Origin of the sequence: Pontibacter mangrovi (genome assembly GCF_006385705.1) — a bacterium.
Lineage (GTDB): Bacteria > Bacteroidota > Bacteroidia > Cytophagales > Hymenobacteraceae > Pontibacter > Pontibacter mangrovi.
On sequence record NZ_VFRQ01000003.1, the window covers coordinates 306,674 to 329,410 of the forward strand.

The following is a 22,737-nucleotide window of genomic DNA, read 5'->3' on the forward strand; positions in this document are numbered from 1 at the left end:
CTACATTTTAACACTGCAAATAGTTTATTTGGCCCTCTACAGCTAGCTATTGGCCATTTGCCCCTGCAGCTCCCCGCATACCCAATGCACTGATTCTGACACCGGTCGAAACTCAAAACCAAGCATCTGCCGGATCTTCTCGCTACTAAAAAAATGGGCTTTGCGCGATACCCTTGCCGTGTCTTTGGTGATGAGCGGGCGGGCGCCGGTAAGCCAGGCACGGGCGTGCTCCAGCCGCCACACCACTTCGGCCAGCAGCGGGGGCACTTTGGTGGCCGGGGCCTTTTTGTTGAAGCAGCCGGCCACTTTCTCAAAAAAGGATTTGTAAGCCATTCGCTCTGCATTCAAGATAAATCTTTCGCCGGATATTTCCGAGAAGGTGAGCTGCACCATGGCCTCCACCACATCGCGCACATCCACAAAATTTGCCTCCCCGATAGTATAAAACGGGCGCTCGTTGTACACGTACCGGAACAGCTGTGTGCTGCTGCGGTTCCAGTCGGCAGGGCCAAGTATGATGGAGGGGTTCACGATCACGGCATCTAGGCCCTCGGCCACGCCGCGCCATACTTCCAGCTCCCCAAAGTACTTGGAGCTGGCATAGGCCGACAGGTCAGCTGCCGGGTCCCACTTAGCGCTCTCCGTCAGCACCTCCACTTTCTTTGGCCGCCCCACCGCCGCAATCGAGCTCACGTGGCAAAGCTTTATACTTCCGGCCTCCAGGCAGGCATCTACCACGTTAGCAGTGCCCTCTATGTTCACCTGCTTCAGCAGCTCCTCATCCTGCGGCGCATAAGACACCAGCCCGGCGCAATGGAACACATACTTTACATCGGCCAGCACCTCGCGCAGCAGCGCCGGGTCCAGTATATCGCCCTCTACCCACTGCACCTGGTCTGCACCGGCTATAGCGGGTACCTGCCTGCGGTAAAGCGCCTTTACCTGGTGCCCCTGCCGAACAAGCTCCGGAATCAGAAAACTGCCGATCAGGCCACTGCCGCCCGTTACAAATACCATGGTTTGTGGAAGTATAAAGGATGAAAAGAGACGAAAACTAGAGCTGCCTGTTGCGCAGCGGCAACGCTAGCGCTTTAACAAGAAACTTGCAGCTAAGCACTTTGTGCAGGGTAGAAATGTGTTTCATGCCGTGCGTATCGGTGCCCAGAAAATCGGCATACCCTTGCTCAATCAGGCGCTCGGCCACGTCTTTGGCGCCCGGCGAGTAATAGCCCGCCAGCGAGTTGAGGTTTGGCTGAAACAGCACGCCATGCTCCCGCAGCGCCACCAGCTCCTCAAATTTGCCATAAAAATAAGTATAACGCTCGGGGTGCGCCAGCACCGGCTGAAATCCTTTGGAGCGCATCTTAAAGATGGTCTCGCGCAGGTTCAGGGGCTCGTTCAGGAAGGATGTCTCGAACAGCAGGTAGTTTTGCCCAAAGGTGAGCAGTTCCTCGTCGTTATCCAGCTTGTCCAGCAGCCCTTCGTCCAGGTAATATTCTGCCGCGCAGTCCAGCTCCATCTCAATGCCCGCCTCCTTTACCGCCTGCCGCAGCAGCGCCAGCTTTTCCCGGATAATCTCGGGCGTGTTCTTGTAGAAGTCGCTCATGATGTGGGGCGTCATGATCAGTTTGCGGTATCCCAGCTCCTTCATCGCCCGCACCAGCTCCAGCGACTGCTCCAGGCTTTCAGAGCCATCATCTATGCCGGGAAGTATGTGCGAGTGCATGTCTACGCCTAGCTCGCCAAGCGAAACACTCAGCACAGGCTCACTCCCTCCAAACAGGTTCTTCAAAAACTGTATCATTCTGCTAACATTGGTGCCCGCGGCCCCGCCATCAGGCGCAACTTCGCAGGCAAACTTCAAAGTAACGGAAATAAAACGCACTGTCAAAATAAAGCTTCAGCGCCATAGCATCCTCTTTTACATACGATTAAATCTATATACCTGATTGGCGCTTTGCCCTTATTTATATAGCTTTGTAAACAACGGATAGTGCAATACCGTTATACATGCGACATATCACCTTAACAAGAACCCAAAATTTTACATGGAATTAAGAACAACTGAAAACCAGCGCATGATTGCGGACATGGTCCGTGACTTTGGCGCCAAGCACATTAAACCTAAGATGCGGGAGTGGGACGACACCCAGGAGTTTCCGGTAGAGGTCTTTAAAAAGCTCGGTGAACTCGGGCTGATGGGCGTGCTGGTGCCAACGGAGTATGGCGGATCAGGCTTTGGTTACCTGGAGTATGTTACTGCCATTGCAGAGCTGGCTAAGATCGACGGCTCAATCGGCCTGTCGATGGCGGCGCACAACTCGCTCTGCACCGGCCATATCCTGGCTTTCGGAAACGAGGAGCAGAAAAGAAAATACCTGCCAAAGCTGGCCACTGCCGAGTGGATCGGTGCTTGGGGCCTGACGGAGCCTAACACAGGCTCAGACGCTGGCAACATGCGCACGGTAGCGGCACAGGACGGTGACTATTGGGTGATCAACGGCGCCAAGAACTTCATCACCCACGGAAAATCCGGCAATGTGGCGGTGGTGATCGTGCGAACCGGCGAGGTGGGCGACTCACATGGCATGACGGCTTTTGTGATTGAGAAAGGTACTCCGGGCTTTAGCGCCGGCCGCAAAGAAGACAAACTAGGCATGCGCGCCTCTGAGACCACCGAGCTCATCTTCCAGGACTGCCGCGTGCACAAAGACCAGATATTGGGTGAGGTGGGCGAAGGCTTTATCCAAGCAATGAAAGTGCTGGACGGTGGCCGTATCTCTATTGCTGCACTTTCTCTGGGTATTGCGCAAGGTGCGCTAGAGGCGGCAGTAGCCTATTCTAAAGAGCGTCACCAGTTCAACAAGCCGATCTCCAGCTTCCAGGGCATTGCCTTTAAGCTGGCAGACATGGCCACGGAGGTGGAGGCAGCCTCGCTGCTGACGTACCAGGCAGCCGACATGAAGAACCGCGGCCTGAATGTGAACAAGGAGTCTGCTATGGCGAAGCTCTACGCCTCTGAGGTATCGGTAAGAGTTGCAAACGAGGGCGTACAGATCTTTGGCGGCTACGGCTTCACGAAAGACTACCCGGCCGAGAAGTACTACCGCGACGCCAAGCTCTGCACCATCGGCGAGGGAACCAGCGAGATACAGAAACTTGTTATATCCAGAGCAATGCTGAAATAAAAGGCAGTAGCAGGGGCCAAAATACGGGCTTCTGCTTGCTTTAAAGTATAAAAACATGTTTGGCTAATAAATATTTAGCCAATGAGTTGATTTTTAAGTGTAAGGTTGCTTACATTTGCAACCCTAAATCCAAAGAGAAGCGAGGAAAAATATGATTATTGTAAACGTAAAAGATAACGAGTCTGTAGACCGTGCTCTGAAGAGATTCAAGAAGAAATTTGAGAGAACCGGTGTTTTGAAAGAACTGCGCTCAAGAGCGTATTTCGAGAAGCCTTCTATTTCAAAAAGAAAGCAGAAAGAGAGAGCTGTATATAAGCAGCAGATGTTTGCTGAGCAAAACTACTAGTATCTCTAACAAGATATTTTATTTTTCCATAAATTAGTAAACCTGCGTTACTCAGGCAGGTTTACTAATTTATGGAATTATTCTTTAAGTACCTACAGTACGAAAAGCGGTACAGCCCGCACACCCTTACCTCCTATCACACCGATCTGGGGCAGTTTGCCGGCTACCTGAAAGAGGTATACCAGATCACCGATGCCGCTGAGGCCGACCATACCATTATCCGCTCCTGGATACTGACGCTGGTGCAGAACAACATCAAGCCGCGGTCCATTAACCGGAAGATTGCCTGCCTCCGCTCCTACTATAAATTTCTGCAGGCGCAGGAGCGCATCAAAGTAAACCCGATGCTGCGCATTAAGGCCCCCAAAGCCAGCAAGAAGCTACCAGCCTTTGTGCAGGAAGAGCCTTTCAACAACTTACTGGACAGCTTTACCTTTGAAGACACTTTTGAAGGGCAGCGCGACAGGCTCATCCTGGAGTTCCTGTACGGCACCGGCATCCGCCTGGCCGAACTTATCAACATTGAGCCCACAGACATTAGCCTGAGCGCTAAAACCGTGCGCGTGCTGGGCAAAGGCAACAAGGAGCGCATCCTGCCGCTCAACGACTCGCTGCTGCTGGCCCTGGACGCCTATAAAGCTGAGAAAAAGCATTTTTTCGGTGATAACAATTCGGTAAAATTGCTCGTTACTAATAAAGCACGGCCCCTTTACCCGAAGTTTGTTTATCGTGTCGTAAAAAAATATATCAGCTTGATAACCACCTCCGAACACAACAGCCCACACGTGCTGCGACACTCCTTCGCCACTCACTTGCTGAACAAGGGAGCCGACCTTAACGCTATTAAGGACTTACTGGGGCATGCCAGCCTGGCAGCTACCCAGGTTTACACTCACAATTCCATTGAGCAACTCAAATCCATTTTTGAGAAAGCTCATCCAAAAGCATAATAAGTTCCACTTTTTAAATGTTAAGCATATGAAGCTACAGATGCATTCCATCCACTTCGAGGCAGACCAACAACTTGCTGACTTCATTCAACAGAAGGTAGACAAACTCGAGACTTTTTACGATCGCATTGTGGAAGGCGAAGTGTTTCTTAAACATAACAACACTGATGGCATAAACAACAAGACTGTGGAGATCAAGCTGTTTGTGCCCGGCTCTACCCTATTCTCACAAGAGGACGCCCCATCTTTTGAAGCCGCCGCCGATGCCGCTGTAGAAGCTATGCGCCGACAGCTGAAACGTTTTAAAGAGAAGCAGTTGGCACACTAGCCCTGTGCTGAGAAAGTATAAAAGCCATGCGGCCCGCTAGATACTAGCGGGCCGCATGGCTTTTATACTTTTACTGGATCTGGTCTTAGGTCTTAAAGGCCAAACTCAGCTTTAATTTTATCTACATAATCAAGCTTTTCCCAGGTAAAGGTCTCAAAATCCTTCACCTCTTTGCTGCCGTTACGCGCAATTTCTACAGTCTTCTTACCTGGTGTTCTACCCATGTGGCCGTAAGCGGCTGTTTCAGAGAAGATCGGGTTTTGCAGACCAAAACGCTGCACAATAGCATAAGGACGCATATCAAACAGCTTGTTTACACGCTCGGCTATCTCACCGTCACTCATCACGTTGCCATCTGCCCCCTTCACTTTGGTAGAGCCATACGTTGTAACGTATAAACCAACTGGCTTGGCCACGCCAATAGCGTAAGCCACCTGCACCAGCGCCTGGCTTGCTACACCGGCCGCAACCAGGTTTTTAGCAATATGCCGTGCTGCATAGGCCGCAGAGCGGTCTACTTTAGAGGAATCTTTGCCAGAAAACGCGCCACCACCGTGCGCTCCTTTGCCACCGTAAGTATCCACAATGATCTTACGGCCTGTAAGGCCCGTGTCTCCGTGTGGGCCGCCTATCACAAACTTGCCGGTTGGGTTGATGTGGTAAGTTATCTCGGAGTTAAACAGCTTCTGAATACGCTCCGGCAGCTGCTTCAGCACACGCGGGATCAGGATTCTGTCTACGTCCTCTTTAATCTTATCCACCATCTGCCGCTCCGCCTCATTTCGGGCTTCCTGGGTATCGTCTTTGGCGGCTACAAACTCATCGTGCTGGGTAGAGATTACAATCGTGTCGATTTTCTCCGGCACGTGGTTATCGCTATACCGAATGGTAACCTGAGACTTTGCGTCCGGGCGCAGGTAAGTCATCTCTTTGCCTTCCTTGCGGATGGCAGACAGTTCCTGCAGCAACAGGTGCGAGATGCTGAGGGCAAGCGGCATGTAGTTGTCCGTTTCGTCGGTAGCGTAACCGAACATCATGCCCTGGTCGCCGGCGCCCTGGTCCTCCGGGTTGGCACGCTCAACGCCCTGGTTAATATCTGCAGACTGCTCATGGATGGCGGAAATAACGCCGCAGGCATCCGCATCGAACATGTATTCTGATTTGGTATAGCCAATGCGCTTGATCACTTCGCGGGCGACCTTCTGCACATCTACGTAAGCTTCTGTTTTCACTTCTCCGCTCAGCACTACCAGGCCGGTAGTTACCAAGGTCTCACAAGCCACTTTAGACTGTGGATCCTGCTTCAGGAATTCGTCTAAAAGGGCATCTGAAATCTGATCAGCCACTTTATCCGGGTGTCCTTCTGACACAGACTCAGATGTAAATAAATAAGGCATTTTTTTCTGTGGGTTTAGGTACAAAGTATAAACCGGCTGCCCCCTTTGGCAGCGGGTACAAAGCTAAGACAATTCTGCCATACTTGAAACTACAATAGCTTGCTATACAGGCTGGCTATTGCTTATTATCCGTATACCATAGCAATTCGTTGCCATAACCTTTTACCTGAGGCTCGCGTTTCTCATACATTCTAAAGCATCTTATTAACCCTATATGAAACGATTTTTTTCGATGATTTGCCTGCTAACCTTATTGGTGGGCAATGCATTTGCGCAAGACGACTCTCCCTATAAAACCAGCTTTGCCGTGGACGCCCCGATAATTGTGGCCGGCATGGGCTTGAGTGGCTATGGCCTGAAGCTGATGAAAGACAAAGAGCCTATGACCGAGGAGGAGATAATGCTGTTAAGCAAAGATGATGTGAACAGCTTTGACCGCTTTTCAGCCGGTTACCACTCTGACAACGCCAAAAAGATAAGCGATTTCCCGTTCTATGGTTCGTTTGCCACTCCTTTTCTGATGCTCCTGAACGACAACGTGCGCAGCAAAACCGGGCAGGTACTGGTGCTCTATGTTGAGACAATGGCCGTTACAGGCGCCCTGTTTACCATGACCAACGGCAATGTGGAGCGCGCCCGCCCCTTGACTTACAGCAAAGAAGTAGAGCTCTCCAATAAGAACGACGCCAACGCCCTTAACGCATTTTATGCAGGCCATACTGCCGCTACTGCCAGCGCGACCTTCTTTGCAGCTAAGATCTTTCATGATTTTAACCCCGACTCGCCGGCCAGGCCATACGTTTGGGCAGCTGCCGCAGCCATACCCGCCACAGTGGGCTACCTGCGCCTAAAAGCCGGCAAACACTTCCTTAGCGATAACCTGATAGGGTATGGCTTAGGAGCTGCCGCGGGCATACTGGTACCACAGCTGCACAAGAAAAACAACAAGCGCAACATCAGCCTGATGCCAGTATCTGGCAGATACTTCAATGGCGCTCTGATGACGTACAATTTCTAGCCTACCTGTAAGTATAAAAGCAAAAAGGCCGCCCTAATTATAGGGCGGCCTTTCTTATTATGTCAGAACAGGATTAGTTCTTCTTTGTAAATGTTTCTTCGAAGTATCGCTTACCACCGTTAGAAGTCCACTTCAGGTGGAATGTCTCTGTTTCCGGATCGTAGTAGCTTTCCGGATCAGTCTCGATTGGCAGCAACGATGTCATAGAAACTGTTACTTTATAAGTAGCAGGATCAATTGTAAGAGTTACAGCGTTAGAGTATACGCCTAACAGACCTGGAGAAAGTGTTACTGCATTCGCACCAAGTGTGATCAGTTGTACATCGTTTTCGCCGGAGCCCAGAGATGAGTCATAAGTGTGGGTATAAGTACCATGGTACTTATTTTGGGCACCAATTCTCACTACCTGATCACCAAAGTTACCGCTGATAGTATAGCCTTCTTTATTAACGCTAACAATCTCGAAACCTACGCCATACGTAAGGTCAGCATTCAGGTCTGAAGACTTCATTCTGATAGGAACGATAGCCTCGCGGCTGCCTTTAGGAATGGTTACGGTAAGGCCAGAACCTTCGAAAGTATATAGCTCAGCCGGATACTCTACTACAGTAGGAGCACTTGCAGACTTATTCTCGTTATACTCTGCAATCAGCTCTTCGCTTCTGTCAATGCTCAGCTGCACCACGATGTCCTCAGGAGCCGGGTCTTTCGCGGCCAGCCTAACGGCAACAAAGTCTACTGTCTGCTCTTCTTCAGAGTAAGGCAGCAAAAATGCAGGGTTTGGCGTAAGCTCGATTATCTTTTTAGACTCTACGCCTTTCATGCCGTACTCCATGTCCTCGATGTTCTGATCTTCGAGGCAGGAGGTAAGCCCAACAGCTAACAGCGCCAGGGCAAATATTTTCGTGAATCTCATCTTTTCTATTTCTTTAAAATTATTCAACATCCCAGAATACAGTTGATGTCTGAGGGTTAATAGCGCCCTCGTTCTTCACGTTTGCAGCGTTGTAGTTGTACTCTGTCTGTGGGTACATCAGGCGCTTAGGGATCTCTTTTCCATTGCGGCTCTCAGACAAAGAAAGCGGCACATCACCAGGAACGCCCAATCTTCTGTAATCAGCCCAAGCCTCAAAGTTGTTGATGCCTACCAATGCCAGGTACTTCTGCATCACGATCAGCTCGATTTTGTCTGAAGCGGCAGACCAGTTAACGATCGGCTTATCCTGCTCCAGGTACTCGTCTGCAGTAGCTACCGCATCCTCTACACCCAACCACATGAAAGACTCTCTCACCGCATCATTATAAGCTTCTTCAGCATTGCCTGTCAGCCATCCTCTCTGGGTTGCCTCAGCCTGCAGGAACATGCTCTCTACAGAAGTGAACAGCCACTGTGGGTCTGTAGCGCTCTGCACCAGGCCAGGACCTGCCACGTCAGAAGAGTTGGCAGCCTTTGGCTCATTAGGGTCAGTAGAAACCAAACCAAAGTCATAGCCTACATAGAGCTTACCATTTACAGGTGTTCTGGCTTCGCTAAAGAAGTACTGATAGCGGATGTCGTCGTTGTTGACAAACTTGTTCAGCACATAGTTATTGGCTCTGTTGAAGTCATCAGCTGATCCACCGCTGAACGTTTCCTTATAAGCATTCCAGTATGGGTTCTGCTTATTTTCATTCTGAGCATAAGCTAAGCTTACCCACGCAGTTTCGCCGCTTTCCAGGAAGCCGCTTCCATCTGCCTCTATCTTGGCAAGCGTTGCACTTGGATCGAAACCTGATACTTCAGACTGACGAAGCAACAGCTTCAAACGCTGCGTGTTCACCAGCTTGCGCCACATTTCAGTGTCACCACCGAATACTACGTCAGCAGTCTCCATGGCTGGTGTTACTTCAGCAGAAGCAAACAGGGCCGCAGCCTCGTCCAGCTCTACCAGCAGGCTATCATAAATGTCCTCACCCTTGTCATAGCTAGGCAAGATGTGGCCTTCAATGTCAAAAGCCTCTGAGTATGGCACATTGTTGTACTGGTCTACCAGGTACATAAAGCCGATCGACTTAACTACTTTGGCAGTTCCGGCATAAAAAGCCTCACCAGACTCTGTAGCCTTCTTCTCCATCAGGTCTGCGTCCTTCAGGATGTCGTACCAACCAGACCACTCATCCTGCTGGTAAGTAGTCGTGATATCGTAGTTCTCCAGCGGCAAGCTCTGACCATAAGTACCTGAACGTGCCCATCTGCCCAGCCAGTGCGCTGCAAAGTCATAGGAGATCGCCATTTTAGCCGCCGAAGCGTGCAATACGCCTGGCAACAACAGCTCCGAGGTGATAGACTCTTCGGTCGGAGCATTAGGGTTCTGGTTTATATCGAAAAACTTGTCTTCGCAACCGGCTGATGTCATCAGCAGCAGCGCCAAAACAGGATATATGATTTTCTTCATTTTCTTAAATCTAATGTATTTTAATACCTCTTACTGACTAGAATCTCAGGGTTACGTTAGCTCCGAAAGTTCTTGTTGGAGGGTTGATCTGAGAAGTAGTTATACCTGAAGTGTTGCCAGTAGTAGCGAAGTTAAAGTCCGGATCCTGGAACTCGTTTGTCTCCGGCACCCACAGCAGCAGGTTGCGGCCTGTAAGCGCTACGGTAGCACCTTTGATGAAGCCTGTTCTGCTCAGCAGGTTCTCAGGCAGTGCATAGCTCAACGACACCTCACGCAGTCTCCAGTGAGAAGCGCTCGTGATGAAGTTAGTGCCTACGTCCTGGAACACACCTGTGTAGAAGCTATTCACGTTGCTCACCGTCACGTTTGTGTTTTCGATGTAAGTACCTGGATTCTCTGGATCTTCGATAGAAGAGTTAGGGAACACGAAGTGCTCACGGTTGTTGCGCGCAGTAGCGGCAGACACACCTGTCCAAGCCATATCCGGGCCTATACCATGGTATGCGTAGTGGCCACCTTTGTACTCAGCCAGAGCAGAGAAGTTCAGTCCTTTCCACTTCACAGAAGGGTTCAGGCCAATGATCCACTTAGGCAAAGTACGACCAAAATTCTTCAGGTTCGGATCCAATGTTGGGAAGCCAGTCTCGGCATCCACAATCACACGCCCTTGGTCGTCTCTCAGGTAATCAGTTGCTTTCAGAATGAAGGCAGGCTGACCAACGATGGCGTAGTTACCTGTACCGGCAGTATAGCCACCGATGAACAGCTCATCCAAGCCTTCGTAAACACTTGTAATTTCGCTGTCGCTGTAAGTTGCGTTTGCTCTGAAGTCAATATCTACCTCGCCCAGCTCAACAAGTGGTGTCAAACGCAGGTCCAGCTCCATACCTCTGTTAATGAAAGAGGCTGCATTTACATAAGCACGTGTATAACCAGTTGCGTTAGAAACCGCAATGCTAATGATCTGGTTGTCGTTGTCCTGGTTGAAATACGTTGCATCCAGGTTAATTCTACCGTTCAGGAAGCCTGACTCGAAACCAACCTCACGGCTGTTGATGAACTCTGGCTCCAGATTAGGGTCATAAGTCGTGTTGTTAGCCGAGTAGCCTGGTACACCACCGTATGGGAAACCGTTGTTCTGAGAGAAAGTCGCTGCCAACAAATATGGATCGATGAAAGCGTTACCTGTCTTGTTCCAGGCTGCTCTTAGCTTCAGATAAGACAACAGGTTGCTGTCCTGCAGTGAGCTAAGTGCGTCTGTCAGAACAACCGCGCCGCTCACGCCTGGATAGAAGTATGAGTTATTGTCCAGGCTCAGCATTGATACTCTGTCGTTACGGCCAGTAACTTCTACGTTAGCCCATCCTTTGTAGCTCAAGCCTGCACTTCCGTACAGAGAGAACATTCTGGTGCGGCCAAAGTATGAGTCGCCATTCAGTTCGCCTGAACGGTTGCCTACGTTATACAGTTCCGGCACTACCAGGCTTGGCGCACCTATGTTGTTTGAGCGGGTGTCGTTCTGGCGCACGTAAGTACCTAGGATACCCGTTACTTTAAAGTTCTCGTTGATCTCGTAATTGGCATTAGCGAAAGCCTCTGAAGAAAGACGAATATCTTTATAAGTGTACTCATTGATGGCTCCTGGGATGATGTTCAGTGATCTGTCCAGGCCATACTGGTTTGGCATCTCACCTTCCGAGATATTGCGATCAGTAGTTGTTCTTGAGTTCAAGGCAGCTCTGTAAGTCAGGTTCAACCAGTCAGTTGCCTTAAAGTTGAAGTCAACGTTCGTTAACAGGTCTTCACGCTTACCTTCACGGCGCCAGTTGTCGATCGCGAAGTATGGGTTTAGGCCGTAGTCGTTGAAGTACGTGTTGTACTGTGCGTATGGGTTGTTGTCAATGTCTTTGTAGCTCGTGATCGGAACCTGAGCTGGTGTGTTGAAGATCTGGCTCATCAGACCATCGTTACCGCCAGTACCCAGGCCAGTAAAGAAGTCAGACATAGCATTTTCGTCGAACACGTTGTAGTTCTGCTGAATGTAGTTAGAGTTGAAGCCAACTTTAAACTTACCATACTCTTTGGCAGTGTTCAGGCGGATACCGGTTCTGCGGTTCTTATCATCTGGCACGATGCCTTTGATGTTCGCATCCTGGAAGCTGATGTAGAAGTCTTTTGCAGCGAACGATACATCGTTCTGGATAGTCACGCCAGTCTCGAAGAACTCTTTTCTGTCGTTTGTAGGGCTATACTTCACCATCTGCACTGTTCCGTCTGGCAGTTCGTGGCCCAGTTCGCGCATGGTGCCGTCAAAGGCAGGTCCCCAAGACCAGTTTTCGTAAGGGATATACTCGCCTGGCGCACCAGAACCGAATTTCTCCTGCAGTTTAGGGAAGAAAGAGATGCGCTGCAGCTGTGTAGAGTGGCTTACAGTTACAGTTGGCTTATCAGTGATCGCACCTTTTTTAGTTGTAACGATAATCACACCGTTACGGGCGTCAGGACCGTAGATAGCAGCTGCAGATGAACCTTTCAGCACCGACACGTTGTCGATGTCATTCGGGTTGATAGAAGACAGGAAGTTGATGTCAGCTGGCACGCCGTCCAGAACTAACAGCGGGTTGTTGTTACCTGTCAGGGAACGGATACCACGCAGGTTGATCTTCACGTTCTCGAAAACGCCGTTGTTTACGGAAGTAATGTTCATACCTGCCACTTTACCCTGCAGACCGTTTGCCACGTTTACTGGGTTAGCGCGTGTTACTACCTCATCCGTTACGGTGGTAGTAGCGTATCCAATCTCTTTTTTCTGACGCTCGATACCCAGCGCCGTCACCACAACTTCGGAAAGCTGCTCGGTGTCGCTACCCAGCGTAACGTCAATAACAGATGCGCCGTTGATGGCACGCTCTATTGTTTTGTAGCCCAGGAAGCGGAACACCAGCGTAGTGCTGCTCTCCGGAGCGTTAATGGTGTAGCTACCGTCAAGGCCGGTAGTGGTGCCTACGGTAGTGCCTTTAGCAATGACTGCAACACCAGGCAATGGTTGCCCATTGTCTGCGTCTGTCACTTTACCTGAAATGGCCCGATTCTGCGCCCACGCCTGACTAACAAGCGTTAGGAACATCACCAAACCAAATAATAGAACTTTTCTCATAAAGTTAGATTAGACTAGTTGGTAAAATAGATTTTAGTTGTCTTTCAAATATATATTAATGTTGCAACACTTTACACATCAAGCTTATTTTTTTCCCCTTCAGCGGCAATAATGGCTATTTTCTTTGTTGTAACAGGCTTTTATTTACATATAAACATCTATTAATAAGCCATTTACAAACCAGTAAAACTTTTTATAATTTTTTAGCAATGATGTTAAAACATTCAGAAAAAAGGCTTCAGAGATCATGCCTTGCCTTGAAAAGTACAGTGTTTTGAGGAGCCTGCTGCATTCCGTTTCCTATAGAAAGAGCGGCATGATTTATACTTTTCATACATCCAGCTTATGTTGTGTCACCCCAATTTTACCTGCATAAAAAAAGCGTGTGATGCTTTCGCACCACACGCTTTCCCGGCAGAAAAAGTATAAGTTACTTCTTCTGTTTTAGGTTCTCCTCGAACAGCTTAAAGATTCGCTTGTACTCATCGGTCCAACTGGCTGGCTCCGTGAAGCCGTGGTCCTCGACAGGGTATACCGCCAGTTCCCAATTGTCTTTGCCCAACTCTATCAGGCGCTGCGTCAGGCGCACCACATCCTGGAAGTGCACATTGGTATCCACCATACCGTGGCAGATGAGCAAAGCGCCTTTCAACCCCTCTGCATAGTATATAGGGGAGCTTTTGGCATAGGCGGTGCTATCGGTCTGTGGGGTATTCAGAATGTTGGAGGTATAGCCGTGGTTGTAGTGCGCCCAATCGGTAACAGAGCGCAGGGCGGCACCGGCGGCAAACACATCCGGCTCCGTAAACATGGCCATCAGGGTGATAAAGCCGCCGTACGACCCGCCGTAGATGCCGATACGCTTTGGGTCCACGTTATACTTCTCCACCAGAAAATTGGCCCCGTCTACCTGGTCGCTCAGGTCTTTCCCGCCCATAAACTGGTAGATGCCGGTGCGCACGTCGCGGCCATAGCCGGCGCTGCCGCGATAGTCAATGTCCAGCACAGTGTAGCCCTGGTCAGCCAGGAAGTTGTGGAACATGTACTCCCGGAAGTAGGTACTCCACCATTTGTGCGCATTCTGCAGGTAGCCGGCACCATGCACAAAAATTACTGCGGGGCCATTTTGCTGCGGCTGCTCGGGCTGGTATAGGCGGGCGTATACATCAGCCCCGTCTTTTGCCTTAAAGGTGATTACCTCCGGGTCGCGCCAGTCGTAAGACTTAAACTCTTCAGTGAGTGAGCTTGTCACCTGCTTCGCCTTAGCACCCTTCTTGTTGTCCATCACATACAGCTCCCAAGGCTTGTTGCTGTAGGAGTAACGGATCGCCAGGTGCTTCTCATCCGGAGAAAGCTGCACTTCGTGGGCGCCTGCCATACTTGTGAGCTGCACCATGTCGCCTCCGTTTACCGGCATGCGGTAAAAATGCTGCTCGCCCGGGTGCACTTTGTTGGCTGTAAAATAAAAGTACTTCTTGTCGTCCGACATGCGCACATCCGACACCTCAAACTTACCACTTGTCAGGGCTTTCTTGTTACCGCTGTTCACGTTTAGAGCATACAGGTGCGAGTATCCGCTTTCTTCCGAGTGGAACCACACGCGCTCGTTGTCCGGCATCCAGCCAATGTCGCCGGGGCCATAGCCAATGCCAGGGCCGTTTATCCAGGCTTCGTCGCGCTGGCGGTCCAGCAGCGTCAGCTTTGCTGTGGCAGGGTCTAGCTTCAATATCCATCGGTCTTTGTTATCGGCAGAGCGGGCCACTACTACGGCTTGCTTGCCATTATCAGACCAGTAGGGGCCATAGATAACTGTGGTGCGGGGCGACGTTTTTTTTGTTTTGCTATCAGCGGCACTAGCCGAGGCGCTAGCCTTGGCCTCTTTCTCCATTAAGTAGGCCGGCTGTTCATAAATCCCTTCCACCTCGTCCATCTTCACGGCGTAGGCTGTGTCGCGGCTGGTGTCGTACACAAAAAGCTCGTAGGTGCTCTGTGCATCGCCCACCTTGGTTCTGGTACTGATGTCTTCGGTGTAGCCCGACTCTGTTACGAAGTTGGGCACGTTGGCCACTTTGGCGCTTTTAGGCCTGGAGATGAGCTGATAGGTAATAAAACGCTCGTCCGGGCCCAAAGTCACATTGTTCACCATCTTCTCCCCTACATAAATCTCTTTCGGGCGATCCGGCGCCTCCAGCTTTGCCTGCTTTTCAGCCGCATCCTTCTCTTCTTTTCTATCGCGCACAATTTGCAACAGCGCCAGCTGCTGCGCCTTTAGCCAGTCGCGCTGCGGGTCTTCTCCTTCTTCAGCTGGCTTATGCCCTTTCCTGAAATCGGTTAGCTGCGCAGTTTGGCCGCTATTTATATCCCAGGCAAAGAGGTTGCTGTCTTTTATATAAACTACTTTCCGCTCACTCTGATTGAAGCCCGGGTTACTCTCCCGCTCCACAGTGTTGGTTACCTGCTGCGTTTTGCCTGATTTGATGTCCAACAGAAAGATATCGCCGTTCTTCTCGTACACTTTCTTCGTTTCGGCACGGTTGTATGCCCCGCGCTGCGACGGCAGGCTACGGCGCTCCTGCGCACGTACTTTTTGCAGGTTTTTGCCATCTGCGTTCACGCTGTACAGCGAGTCCTGCGGGTTGCCGTTGGGGTTCCAGTAGAAGTATATTTTCTTTCCGTTTTCTGACCAGAACACGTTGCTCGGCGAGGTGCCGATCCACTTGGGGTCGCGCATGATCTTTTCTACGCTCAGCTCCATTTTGTCGCCTTGCGCATAAAGATTACCTGCACCCAGCATCAGCAAAGCCATAAGGGCTACGGCTTTTTGTTTCAGTTGCATGTTTACTGTTTTAGGTTTAGATAGATTAGGATGTGCCTCAAATTAAAGTATAAACACGAATTAAGCAAAAGGCCGCACTAGAGAGCCGGTGCCCGGGTGCGGCCTTTTTATACTTTAGGACTTCTTCTTTTTGCTGAAATCCATACTTGGGTGCTTCTCCTCGTGCGGCGTTATACTTTGGTAAAACCTGGCAAAGCTTAGCAGCTCCGCCTCCCCGAAAAGCTTGCCCATAAACGTAATCGTAGTTGGCAAACCGTTATCGCGGAAGCCGTTTGGCACCACCACGCACGGGTGGCCGGTAAGGTTGGTTATCACAAGGTTATTGCTGGCAAAAGACGGACTGATATATACGTCTACATCCTGCAGTGCCTCCTGCATTTGCTGCACCAGCAGAGAGCGCACGCGCTGCGCCTGCAAGTACTCTACGGCAGGTATAAAACGTGCTGTTCTGAAAGTGTTGGGCCATGCGTTTTTATGCTGTGCTACCAACAGGCTGTCGCGGCCGCTGCGGGTCAGTTCATCAAAGGCGGCTGCCCCTTCCACCGAAATGGTCATGGCCAGCTCGTTGGCAGGCAGGTCTGGCAGGGAAATCGGTACCAGTTCCACTCCTGCTTTCTGCAGCGCATCCAATGTAGCCTGGTCATTTTCCCTGAAGCCATACTTCTTCGCGAAGTCACCTTTCAAATACCCAACGCGCATTTTCTTCGGATTTATACTTGGGCTGTAGTTGAACGGCGCATCATACACTGACTGGTCTTTTCCGTCCGGGCCATAGATGGCGTTAAACACAATGGCGCAGTCTTCGGCAGAGCGGGCGATGGGCCCGATCTTGTCCATGGACCAGCTCAGGGCCATAGCCCCGTGGCGGCTCACGCGGCCAAAGGTGGGGCGGAGGCCGGTGGTGCCGCAGGCTGTAGACGGCGACACGATAGAGCCCAGCGTTTCGGTACCGATGGCGTAAGGCAGCAGACCGGCTGCCACTGCCGCCGCCGACCCGGCCGATGAACCGCTGGAGCCTTGGTTAACATCCCACGGGGTACGGGTTTTGCCGCCGTACCATACATCGCCCATGGCCAGCGCACCTAAGGTTGTTTTTGCCATCAGCACACCGCCTGCCTCCTGCAGCCTTTGCACCACGGTAGCATCCTCGTCTATCACCTGGTCTTTGTAAGGCATGGCGCCCCAGGTTGTTTTATACTTGCGGGTGGAGAGCAGGTCCTTTACGCCAAACGGAATGCCGTGCAGCATACCTTTATACTTGCCGGCCTTTATTTCCTTGTCTGCCTGCCTGGCCTGTTGCAGCGCCAGCTCTTCTGTCAGGGTTGTTACGCACTCTAGGGTTGGTCCATACTTCTTCAGGCGACTGAGGTAGAATTTCGTTAGCTCCTCGGAGGTAATTTGCTGCGTTCGCACCAGTTCCGCTAGTTGGGGTATGGTGTAAAATGCCAGCTCGTCGCGCTTCTTCGGCAGCTTTACGCCTTGCGGTCGCTCTACCTCAAAAGCTGATTTCTGCGTCTCGAAAGTAAAGCCTACCGGAATCGGGTTGAATACCAGCGCCGGTGCAACGCTGTTGGGCAAATCCTGCTTGCGGAGCACCTCATAGCTTTTCTTTAGGTCTTCCAGTTCAGACACCGTAGAGTCTAGCTGAGCATCTGAGAAGTGCAGGCCAAACACTTTTTGGGCCTCCTGCAGCACGCTTACCGACAGCTCGTTATCTGCTACCCTGGCAACAAATGCTCCTGATACAAAGCAGGCAGCACCCAACAGGGCTATGGTTTTGTTTTTCATCTGGTTTAGAGGTTTTGGCTTCCTAAGTTAAGGAATTTATACTTTAAAAAGCACTGTTGCCCCAGTGTTAGAGCTGGCGCAAAAAAAAAGAGGCTACCCTTGTTGGGTAGCCTCTTGCTGTTATAGTTTTAAGGATGCAGCACATCCTTAACTTATTTTTACTGATACAGAGCCGGGTTGTTCAGGAGCTCTGCTTGCGGAATCGGGAAGGTCATTTCATCATCTTCCCATCCGAAGGTTTGGCCAGCCAGGAACAGGTGGTTCTCGCCTCTGGTGATTGACTTCTTGAGTCTCTTCAGCGCCAGGTAGGTCTTACCCTCGCCCCACAGCTCAATACGCGTCTGCAGGAAAACTTCATCTAGAAGTGCATCGCCACTCAGCGTCGCCAGATAATCTTCATAAGCATCAGCTCCTGTTGTTGCCTCGCTACCTGCCACTTCTCTGCGGCGCTGCTCCATCAGCATGGCCAGCATGGCTTTCGCCTCCGCATCGTTACCTAAGCGGGCGTTGGCCTCCGCATTCAGCAGAACCATCTCCTCAATACGCATGTACACATAGTCTGTTACTACGTTACGCTGGCCACCTTTTACTCTATCTGGAGCATAGAATTTATTGATAGGCATCAGGTCGTAAGGCTCGTAAAACTGACCTTTTCTGTAGTCATCGCTAGGGATAGCATTGTACAGGCTAGCGTCAATCACTTTAGGGTCACCTGCCCAGGCATAGCTATAGGTAAACAAGTCCACCTGCCCCCACCAGGATACCAGATCCAGGTTAATGTCCAGCGTAAGGTCTACGCCCCACATCCAGCTTGGGCTGGCTACATCATTAAAGCCTGCGCTTTCTCTGTTTGTGATTTTACCGTCCGCATCGAACTGCGCCACTACCTGGTTTGGAGTTAACATCGCGTACTCACCACTTGTAATGATCTCATCCGTAAGCGTTACAACGCGCTGCAGGTCTTCTGTGGTGCCTCTGGCAGATAGTGCATACACAAGCAAACCTTTAGCTACAGATTGATTGATTTCATTTTTAGCGCCTCGCTCAAACCCATCTAACAGGGTAATAGCCTCCTCCAAGTCTTTTATAATCTGCTCATATACTTGTGCAGAAGTACTTAGTGGTTGCGCCGGAACAGTGGTATCTGTATAAATGGGTAGTATTGCTTCAGAACCTGTTCCGTATCCTTTAGCATACAGGTTGGCCAGGTAGAAATATCCGTACGCACGCATGGCTTTTGCCTGCCCCATTACGTACTGTCTATCCACCTCTTCTTGTACTGCATCGTTACCACCCAGGATCTCGATCAGGGTATTAGCGCTGAAAATGATCTGATAATAATAGCGCCAAGGCTGGTAAGCATCGTTCAGCGTATAGTTGGTAGTGGCCTGGTATCTGGCCAGGGTTGTATACCAGCCATAGTTTGTACCCGCCAGCACCATGTCTGACGACAACATATCTGTATAGATGTCGTAGCCTTTCTGGCCAAAATCATCGTGACCCGTAGTACCACCTGTTCCCGTATTGTACATATTCGAATATATACCGGCCATAAAACCTTTCAGAAGTGACGGGTCAGTTTCTGCGGCAGTTTTAATTTGCTCTGGAGACAATTGTTGTGATGGCTTGGTGTCCAAGAAATCATCCTTGCAGCTCGTGGTTAGAACTGATAACGCCAGCGCACCTATTATATATAAATTCTTTTTCATTTCGGTAAACTTAGATTTTGATTCTTAGACCTGCTGTAACAGTAGAAAGCGGAGAGTAACGATATGTGTCTGAGTCTCCTGCCTCTGCAGTTGATGGGTTGAAGCCATCACGCTTGGTGTTGATCCACAGGTTATCTCCCGATATCCACACAGAAAGTCCGCCTACGCCAATTTTGCTTGTATAGCTGGTTGGCAACGTATAGCTCAGGCGTACATTGTTTAGCACCAGGTAGTTTGCCTTCGTCAGAAAGCGTGTAGACAGTGAGCTAACGTTTTGATCCAGGTCATTTGAAAGCCTTGGCACGTCTGTTTCGTCGCCAGGGTTCTGCCATCTGTTCAGGATGTCTTTATGCCAGTTGTTACCACCTACGTTAGTATTGCTCATCAGCTGCGCATAAGTATAGTCATAAGCGTAGCCTCCAAAGCTGTACAGCATCTGCACGTTCAGGTCAAAGCCTTTATAACCAGCACCCAGGTTAAAGGCACCTCTTACGTCCGGAATAGCAGACTTACCAACATACTTCTGCGTCGCACTTGAATACAACTTTGTAGTAGTTGACTTGATGTCAGACTCATTTACATCCGGGTTGTTGGTCAGATAGTCCGTCATGCTGGCAATTTCCTCGCCATCATCCACCGTATTGTTGCCGTTGGCGTCGTTGTAGTACAGGTTCCAGGTAGAGGTACCATCCTGCGGATCAACACCGGCCCACTCTCTCATGTAGAAATCGAAGATAGAGTGGCCTGTTGCCCATCCGTAAGGTGCCTGAACGTCAATGGCTTTCTCTTCGCCCGTTACTGGGTCGATAGGTGCGCCTGTTAGCTCATTGCTAAACATTTCACCGTTCAGATTCAGGCTCAGGCGGTAGTCTTTGCCTTTAAACACATCACCGGTAAAATCAAACTCAAGGCCGTTGTTTCTCAAGCCTCCAGCGTTTTGCGTCAGGATAGCATAACCCAGTGACGGAGCTTGTCTTACGTTAAAGATCAGGTCATCTGTGTTCTTCACATAATAATCGATAGAGCCTGAGAAACGGCTGCCAATCTCGAACTCAAATCCTGTTTGGAACATTTTCGATGTCTCCCAAGTCAACTCTGAGCTTCCTCTTGAATCAAAAGAGAAGGCCGGGTTGTCGTTCAAGTTGTCTACGTTAAATTTGTCATATCCAGGATAGAAACCAACGCCTGCCTGATCACCAATCAGACCGTAGCTGGCTTTCAGCTTCAGGAAGTCGAATACCGGCAGGTTATCCATGAAGTCTTCATCAGAAATAACCCAGGCAGCGCCCAAAGACCCAAAAGTGCCCCACTTATCTTCACGGAATCTGGAAGAACCGTCTCTACGGATAGTGGCCGACAGGAAGTACTTCTTATCCAGATCGTAGTTAGCCTGTGCAAAATAGCTTTCCAGAGCATACTCATCCGTATAAGATGAAGAAGGGTTCTTCACAACAGCATTATTTAGATCCAAATTATTTGGATCAACTAAGTTATATGCTGAAGCCGACATGATGTTACGATTCCAGTTAGTTGCCTCGTGTGCGGCCATAACCTCCAGGCTGTGGTCTCCGAACGTTCTGTTAAAGCGCAACAGGTTTAACAGGTTGTAGTTAAACAGCTCGGTACGCTGCAGATATATACTACCGTTTTGTGAAGCAGAGCCGCCATAGTACTTGTTGCCTCTGTTCATGTAGTTGTTGTGGTAGTACTGTGCACCGAAGCGGTTCTCGAAGGTAAGGCCTTCTGTGAGGGTGAAATCCAGGTTGGCGCTTCCGTTCAGTTCGTTACGCTTCTGTCTGTTGATGTCATAAGTTGCATCAGCAATTGAGTTTGTCAAACCACCAAAAGCACGGGAGAACCCTCTTCTATCACCATAGTCAAATTGATTGCCACCAAAGATCGGGTCAGTGATCAGGTTTCCTTCCGCGTCTCTCATGAACAGCGGGTAGATGGAAGGAATGTTATCCACAAACCAGAAGATGCTGCCGGAGTCTTCGCTTTGTCCGTTGTTGTTCGTTTCGGAACGGGCGTAGTTAAAGTTCACCCCGCCTGTCAACCAGGAGTTGATCTCCTGCTTCACGTTCAGGCGTGCAGACAGACGCTCATAGTCAGAGTTGATCAGGTAGCCCTGGTCATCCAGATAACCGAAAGAAGAGTAGTAGCTAGTTTTGTCAGAAGATCCCCCGAACTTCACATTCACCTCTCTGCGAGCTGAATTTTGGAAACCATAGTCTTCCCAATTTTCCGGGTCATACTTTCTTGTTACGCCTGGTCTTACTGTTCTTGTTGCCGGGTCGATCAACTCCCCTCCGTCTGCTACGTTCCACAGGTTATAGCCAGGTGAAATACCTTTGCTGGAGAACAAATTATCATTAGCATAAGATTCACCATCAAACCCTTCTTCTACTCCATAATTATAAAGCGCTTCCCAGCTCAGGCCGATATATTGCTCCGGCGATTTGATAATATCGTAACGAGGCAGCAAGGCCATGTTCGTACCAAGGTTAGCGTCTACTTCGATGTAAGATTTTTGGCCTCTACCGCTCTTGGTCGTGATCAGCACCACGCCGTTAGCGCCTCTGGAACCGTAGATAGCAGTTGCAGCGGCGTCTTTCAGAATAGTGGTAGACTCAATGTCGGCTGGGTTGATAGAGTTAAGGCTTCCTGAGAATGGCACACCGTCCACTACATATAGCGGATCACGGTTACCGTTAAGAGAGCCAATACCACGAATACGGATAGTAGCCTCCGTACCCGGCTGGCCACTGGTGTTAATCACGCGCACACCGGCAACCTCACCTGCCAATGCCTGCGAAACGTTGGATACGCTCTTGCTCTCCAATTTCTCGGCGCTAACAACTTTAGCAGTACCGGTAAAGGATTCCTGTGTGGCTGTTCCGTATCCCACTACCACAACTTCCTCCAGCTGCTTCTGGTCTACAGACAGCGTTACGTTTACTGTTGATGCATTTCCGATTTCACGCTCCGCGGTGGTATAGCCAATAAAGCTAAATACCAGCGTGTTGCTTCCCTCAGGCACATTGATGGTATAACTACCGTTGGCACCGGTTGCTGTGCCCACCTGAGTACCTTTTGCCAATACAGTAACGCCCGGCAATCCTTGCCCGCTCTCTGCGTCGGTTACTGTACCTGTTACCGTTTTACCCTGCGCCATTGCCTGCTGCAACAGCGTAACTACCAGAATAAAACTGAGTAGTAGCAGTTTTTTCATAAAAAATAATTAAGGTGAATAATTGGTTTGAATGTGTTCTACATCCAAACATAACTATTTTCACCTTAATTAAAAATACGCCTAGAAAAATTATCTTTATATAGTGATCTTTGATAAAAATCGCCTCCCACCCCACCCAATCCTTAAACTTATGGACTACAGCACATTATGCGTTTATCTCATACTTGTAGCCTGTAAAATAAATTTTGAAGGTCTTGAAAACAGACAATAAATGTTTAAACATTAATACACCTTTGTGAGTGTATTATCCGGCAACAATTCTCCCCTACATAGAAACACCTGCCCAGGTTCTTGCTATTTCAGCCTTGATGTACAAGCTTTTTGCCCCATGG

15 protein-coding genes are annotated in these 22,737 nt (G+C 49.8%); 5 read left to right on the top strand and 10 right to left on the bottom strand.

The window, feature by feature from the left end:
- Window positions 1-42: 42 nt before the first annotated feature.
- Window positions 43-1,017 (bottom strand): NAD-dependent epimerase/dehydratase family protein, encoded by a 975-nt coding sequence (locus FJM65_RS07580; protein ID WP_140620897.1) that lies wholly within the window; start codon window positions 1,015-1,017, stop codon window positions 43-45.
- A 37-nt stretch (window positions 1,018-1,054) separates the two neighbouring features.
- Complete coding sequence (locus tag FJM65_RS07585) at window positions 1,055-1,804, bottom strand: tyrosine-protein phosphatase (RefSeq protein ID WP_140620898.1); 750 nt, start codon at window positions 1,802-1,804, stop codon at window positions 1,055-1,057.
- Window positions 1,805-2,048: 244 nt separating this feature from the next.
- On the opposite strand from FJM65_RS07585, the gene FJM65_RS07590 reads away from it, so the two are divergent.
- The 4 genes from FJM65_RS07590 to hpf all read left to right on the top strand — a co-directional run bounded on the left by FJM65_RS07590 (window position 2,049) and on the right by hpf (window position 4,812).
- Window positions 2,049-3,188: an acyl-CoA dehydrogenase gene (locus FJM65_RS07590; RefSeq protein ID WP_140620899.1), complete on the top strand. Its 1,140-nt coding sequence runs from the start codon at window positions 2,049-2,051 to the stop codon at window positions 3,186-3,188.
- 151 nt (window positions 3,189-3,339) lie between these two features.
- Entirely contained in the window at window positions 3,340-3,534 is a 195-nt protein-coding gene (gene rpsU / locus FJM65_RS07595) for a 30S ribosomal protein S21 (RefSeq protein ID WP_140620900.1), read from the top strand.
- Window positions 3,535-3,605: 71 nt separating this feature from the next.
- Complete coding sequence (locus FJM65_RS07600; protein WP_140620901.1) at window positions 3,606-4,484, top strand: tyrosine-type recombinase/integrase; 879 nt, start codon at window positions 3,606-3,608, stop codon at window positions 4,482-4,484.
- Window positions 4,485-4,512: 28 nt separating this feature from the next.
- The gene (hpf, locus tag FJM65_RS07605) at window positions 4,513-4,812 is read left to right on the top strand and encodes a ribosome hibernation-promoting factor, HPF/YfiA family (protein WP_140620902.1); all 300 of its coding nucleotides are present in this window, start codon (window positions 4,513-4,515) and stop codon (window positions 4,810-4,812) included.
- 92 nt (window positions 4,813-4,904) lie between these two features.
- On the opposite strand, the gene metK is transcribed toward hpf, so the two are convergent.
- Window positions 4,905-6,209, bottom strand: coding sequence for a methionine adenosyltransferase (gene metK / locus FJM65_RS07610; RefSeq protein ID WP_140620903.1), 1,305 nt, complete (start codon window positions 6,207-6,209; stop codon window positions 4,905-4,907).
- A 214-nt stretch (window positions 6,210-6,423) separates the two neighbouring features.
- Between metK and FJM65_RS07615 the strand changes: the two genes are divergently transcribed.
- Entirely contained in the window at window positions 6,424-7,227 is an 804-nt protein-coding gene (locus tag FJM65_RS07615; RefSeq protein WP_140620904.1) for a phosphatase PAP2 family protein, read from the top strand.
- Between the two features lie 73 nt (window positions 7,228-7,300).
- Here FJM65_RS07615 and FJM65_RS07620 read toward each other — a convergent pair whose 3' ends face one another.
- The 7 genes from FJM65_RS07620 to FJM65_RS07650 all read right to left on the bottom strand — a co-directional run bounded on the left by FJM65_RS07620 (window position 7,301) and on the right by FJM65_RS07650 (window position 22,384).
- Entirely contained in the window at window positions 7,301-8,143 is an 843-nt protein-coding gene (locus FJM65_RS07620; RefSeq protein ID WP_181163666.1) for a DUF1735 domain-containing protein, read from the bottom strand.
- 19 nt (window positions 8,144-8,162) lie between these two features.
- Window positions 8,163-9,662, bottom strand: a complete 1,500-nt coding sequence (locus tag FJM65_RS07625) for a SusD/RagB family nutrient-binding outer membrane lipoprotein (RefSeq protein WP_140620906.1) — start codon at window positions 9,660-9,662, stop codon at window positions 8,163-8,165.
- A 37-nt stretch (window positions 9,663-9,699) separates the two neighbouring features.
- Entirely contained in the window at window positions 9,700-12,819 is a 3,120-nt protein-coding gene (locus FJM65_RS07630) for a SusC/RagA family TonB-linked outer membrane protein (protein ID WP_140620907.1), read from the bottom strand.
- 430 nt (window positions 12,820-13,249) lie between these two features.
- On the bottom strand, window positions 13,250-15,655 hold the full coding sequence (locus tag FJM65_RS07635) for a prolyl oligopeptidase family serine peptidase (protein WP_140620908.1): 2,406 nt from the start codon (window positions 15,653-15,655) through the stop codon (window positions 13,250-13,252).
- Between the two features lie 114 nt (window positions 15,656-15,769).
- Window positions 15,770-17,443 carry an amidase gene (locus FJM65_RS07640; RefSeq protein ID WP_140620909.1) on the bottom strand — a complete coding sequence of 558 codons (1,674 nt, stop codon included), beginning with the start codon at window positions 17,441-17,443 and terminating at the stop codon, window positions 15,770-15,772.
- A 158-nt stretch (window positions 17,444-17,601) separates the two neighbouring features.
- Window positions 17,602-19,152: a RagB/SusD family nutrient uptake outer membrane protein gene (locus FJM65_RS07645; RefSeq protein WP_140620910.1), complete on the bottom strand. Its 1,551-nt coding sequence runs from the start codon at window positions 19,150-19,152 to the stop codon at window positions 17,602-17,604.
- 10 nt (window positions 19,153-19,162) lie between these two features.
- Window positions 19,163-22,384: a SusC/RagA family TonB-linked outer membrane protein gene (locus FJM65_RS07650; RefSeq protein ID WP_140620911.1), complete on the bottom strand. Its 3,222-nt coding sequence runs from the start codon at window positions 22,382-22,384 to the stop codon at window positions 19,163-19,165.
- Between the last annotated feature and the right edge of the window lie 353 nt (window positions 22,385-22,737).

Coding starts and splice junctions, on each gene's coding strand:
- FJM65_RS07580 (WP_140620897.1), bottom strand. CDS start 1,017: ATGGTATTTGTAACGGGCGGCAGTGGCCTGATCGGCAGTTTTCTGATT.
- FJM65_RS07585 (WP_140620898.1), bottom strand. CDS start 1,804: ATGATACAGTTTTTGAAGAACCTGTTTGGAGGGAGTGAGCCTGTGCTG.
- FJM65_RS07590 (WP_140620899.1), top strand. CDS start 2,049: ATGGAATTAAGAACAACTGAAAACCAGCGCATGATTGCGGACATGGTC.
- rpsU (WP_140620900.1), top strand. CDS start 3,340: ATGATTATTGTAAACGTAAAAGATAACGAGTCTGTAGACCGTGCTCTG.
- FJM65_RS07600 (WP_140620901.1), top strand. CDS start 3,606: ATGGAATTATTCTTTAAGTACCTACAGTACGAAAAGCGGTACAGCCCG.
- hpf (WP_140620902.1), top strand. CDS start 4,513: ATGAAGCTACAGATGCATTCCATCCACTTCGAGGCAGACCAACAACTT.
- metK (WP_140620903.1), bottom strand. CDS start 6,209: ATGCCTTATTTATTTACATCTGAGTCTGTGTCAGAAGGACACCCGGAT.
- FJM65_RS07615 (WP_140620904.1), top strand. CDS start 6,424: ATGAAACGATTTTTTTCGATGATTTGCCTGCTAACCTTATTGGTGGGC.
- FJM65_RS07620 (WP_181163666.1), bottom strand. CDS start 8,143: ATGAGATTCACGAAAATATTTGCCCTGGCGCTGTTAGCTGTTGGGCTT.
- FJM65_RS07625 (WP_140620906.1), bottom strand. CDS start 9,662: ATGAAGAAAATCATATATCCTGTTTTGGCGCTGCTGCTGATGACATCA.
- FJM65_RS07630 (WP_140620907.1), bottom strand. CDS start 12,819: ATGAGAAAAGTTCTATTATTTGGTTTGGTGATGTTCCTAACGCTTGTT.
- FJM65_RS07635 (WP_140620908.1), bottom strand. CDS start 15,655: ATGCAACTGAAACAAAAAGCCGTAGCCCTTATGGCTTTGCTGATGCTG.
- FJM65_RS07640 (WP_140620909.1), bottom strand. CDS start 17,443: ATGAAAAACAAAACCATAGCCCTGTTGGGTGCTGCCTGCTTTGTATCA.
- FJM65_RS07645 (WP_140620910.1), bottom strand. CDS start 19,152: ATGAAAAAGAATTTATATATAATAGGTGCGCTGGCGTTATCAGTTCTA.
- FJM65_RS07650 (WP_140620911.1), bottom strand. CDS start 22,384: ATGAAAAAACTGCTACTACTCAGTTTTATTCTGGTAGTTACGCTGTTG.